Source organism: Armatimonadia bacterium, assembly GCA_039679385.1.
GTDB lineage: Bacteria > Armatimonadota > Zipacnadia > Zipacnadales > JABUFB01 > JAJFTQ01.
Map to the genome: position 1 here is coordinate 1 of JBDKVB010000115.1, position 2,938 is coordinate 2,938.

3 protein-coding genes are annotated in these 2,938 nt (G+C 64.7%); 1 reads left to right on the plus strand and 2 read right to left on the minus strand.

The features are described from left to right. Both ABFE16_13015 and ABFE16_13020 read right to left on the minus strand, forming a co-directional pair. Positions 1-823 (minus strand): hypothetical protein (locus tag ABFE16_13015; protein MEN6346213.1); only part of this gene is annotated, 823 nt, incomplete at its 3' end. Positions 824-852: 29 nt separating this feature from the next. Next, positions 853-2,112, minus strand: a complete 1,260-nt coding sequence (locus tag ABFE16_13020; protein MEN6346214.1) for a Gfo/Idh/MocA family oxidoreductase — start codon at positions 2,110-2,112, stop codon at positions 853-855. Between the two features lie 254 nt (positions 2,113-2,366). On the opposite strand from ABFE16_13020, the gene ABFE16_13025 reads away from it, so the two are divergent. After that, a partial coding sequence (locus ABFE16_13025; GenBank protein ID MEN6346215.1) for a hypothetical protein occupies positions 2,367-2,938 on the plus strand: 572 nt, incomplete at its 3' end.

Consider the following 2,938-nt stretch of genomic DNA (forward strand, 5'->3'; position numbering starts at 1 on the left):
TGATGGCCTGGTATGCCATGAACCGTTCTTCGGCGAAGGTGGGGAAGCGGAGGGTCTTGCCGGGCTTGACGACGCCGCTGAAGGCAACCTGCAGGACCATCCAGACCGGCAGCTTGCCCTCAGCGACCTCCATCATGGTGCGCGTGTAGTCGCCCACCATGCTGATCTCTTTGTTCGGCAGCAGCGAGTGGACGCCGGGCGGATAGCTGATCGGGTAGATGTCGCAGGCGGTGATGTCGCAGCCGCCGTTGTAGGCGCGCAGCTCCTCGACCGTATTTCGCGGAGCTTGCGTCAGTTGTACGGGATGGTTTCGGTCCAGTTCCTTGATGATCTGGTAGGCGCGCAGGACCGGGCCCACGGGTTTCTTGCCCCAGGCCGGTTCGTCCTCACCTTTCCAGAAGCCGAGGCCCGGGTGATCCCTGAAGCGCGTCACCACCCGGCGCAGCAAGGCCTCGCGTTCCGGCTGGTCAGGGCCAACGCTGCCCAGTTCGCGCAGAAAGACCCAGCACAGAAGCCCGTGCTCAGCCGCAGCGTCCTCCCACTCCTGCTCACGGGCAAGGACATCCTCCTCCCAGCCGCCTCCGGTCGGACCTGTGCGCAGGAAGGTCGCTCCGGCGTCGGCCAACTCCTGCAGGCCGTCCTTACCCTCCGGAGTCTTGCCTTCCGGAGGCGGGCCAAGAGTGAAGCCAAGGGGGAAGACCGGCTCCCCGTTGATGACCGTGATCCCGTCGGCGTTCAGCGTAACCACGGAACCGGCCCCCTGTGCCAGGCCCATCGACCCGAGCAAAGCAGCCACGGCGAGCAGTGCGCTGAAGGCACGCATGGGTCTTCTCCTGGATGGTTCGCCTTCGGCTACAGGTCCCAGTCGGGCCGCAGTTCCTTCGCGCGCTTCGCGACCTTGTCCCGCAGCCTCTTGGGCTTCTTGATCTCGCCCAGGATGCTGGGAAGCGGCTGGCCCGGTCCGGCATCGGCCGGGTCGCAGGACCAGTTGTCGCCCTCATAGGGCTTCAGCTCAGCGTCACACTGGAAGCTGGGTACGTCGATGGCCATGTTGTTGTTCAGCGCGCTCTTGTAGGCCAGGACTCCCAGGCAGCTCATCTGCAGGCCCCGGTAGATGTCGAAGAAGGGCGGCGTGTCCGTGCGGATCGCATCGATGAACTCGTGCAGCATGAAGAAGTCGCCGCCGCCATGTCCGCTGCGAGTCGCCAGGTCGTGGAAGCGGCGGAACTCGGGCCGGTAGGCCAGGTCCGAGGGCTCACCGGGCTTCTTGTTCCAGGGCTCCTTGTGGATGATGAGCTGTCCCGCGTCCGTGCGCGAGTTCTCCATCTCACCCTTGTGACCGTAGATGCGGTACCAGTTGTGGTGCTTCTCCAGGGCGCCGAAGAGCAGCTTCGCGTAGCCGCCGTTCTCCATCTGCACCATGAGAATCGCGGCAAGGTCATTGACCTTGTAGGTGTCGCTACAGGCCGGTGTCTGCGGGTCCCAGGGGATGACGAACCCGTTCACCTTGACCGGCCGCAGGTGGGTGACGTACATGATTGGGCTCATGCTGTGGGTGCAGTAATAGGTCGCCGGAATCCAGTTCCGCCAGTGGTTGAGGGTGGGCGCCAGGCTGATCTTCGTGTCGGCCGAGACGGGATGCACGTACTCGCCCTCGGCGTAGCGGAACTCGCCGATCTCGCCCTTCTCATACAGGTAGGCCATCTCCTGGGCGAAGTTCATGTAGGCGTAGTTCTCCGCGTACATGTAGATCTTCCCGCTGGCCTCAACGGCACGCACGAGGTCAACGGCCTCGCCCATGGTCTTGATGGCGATGGATTCGCTTTGCACATGCTTGCCGGCCTGCAGCGCCTGGACCGCCGCCGGTGCATGCTCGGTGCAGTAGTTCGCGAGGACCACGGCGTCGAGGTCGTGCTCCAGCATCTTCGCGTAATCCGTATAACCCGTCACACCCGGGTGGCTCTTGACGAAGTCCTGCAAGGGTCGCTCACGCTGGTCGCAGATAGCGACCAACTCGACGCCCTCCATCGCGGCGGCCTGCTCGGCGAAGGAACGTCCACGCCCGATCCCGTACACGCCTACGCGAACCGGCTTGCTGGTCGTCTTGCTCATACCTGTTACCTCCTGGCAACAGAACGGGGAGAGCCCTCAACCGGTGCGGCTCAGAACCAGGAGGACTCGGCTGGCACAGATGCACTGGCGGGGACGATTCGCCCTGGCGGCCCCTGAGCCCTTCCCGGCGGACGACGCAAGTACCACACCGTGCAGCGACTGTCCGAGCCCCCTGGCCCAGGAAGGCCGAAAGGCTCTCGGCCGCGAATTCCCGCCCTGCACTTGGCCAGGACTGACGACGGAGGTTGCTGACCATGCGTCTTGCATCGCTGCCGGCTGTGTCGCTACTGCTGCTCACAAGGGTGGTGCCGGTTGTGGCCCAGGAAACAGAGTACCGTGGACTCCTCTGCCGGGGCGTCGAGGAATCAGGACGCCTGCTCATCGGTCAGCCAGGCTTCGGCCCCCATCTCGTGAGCCTGTTCGTGACCGGGCCGAATCCGCTGTCGGCCAGTCAGACCACCGCTCAGCATGTAGCCTGGGCGATCGACCCACTCCACTCCTACGTTGCCGACGGTTTCGGAAGCCTGGTGGTCTGGGCACACCCCTCGCGGGGTGACATACCCGGCATCCTCGCCCTCCCGGGTCTCACCGGACTGGATGTGAACTACACCGGCGACGGTCTTTCCCGCGAGGCTCTCTGGGATCAGGTCCTCACGGCCTGCTACGACGCCGGTCGGCCCTTCCTGTGGGCCTATGCCGATGATGACACCCACTCGCGCACGAACATCAACCTCTCCTGGTATGCGGCCCGACTGCCGCAGCAGGACGAGTTCGCCCTCAAGGCCGCACTCCGCACGGGGGCCTTCTACGTGTCGAACGGGCCGCT

Bases quoted from the DNA above. Each gene is read 5' to 3' on its own strand.
- ABFE16_13020 (MEN6346214.1), bottom strand. From the start codon at position 2,112: ATGAGCAAGACGACCAGCAAGCCGGTTCGCGTAGGCGTGTACGGGATC.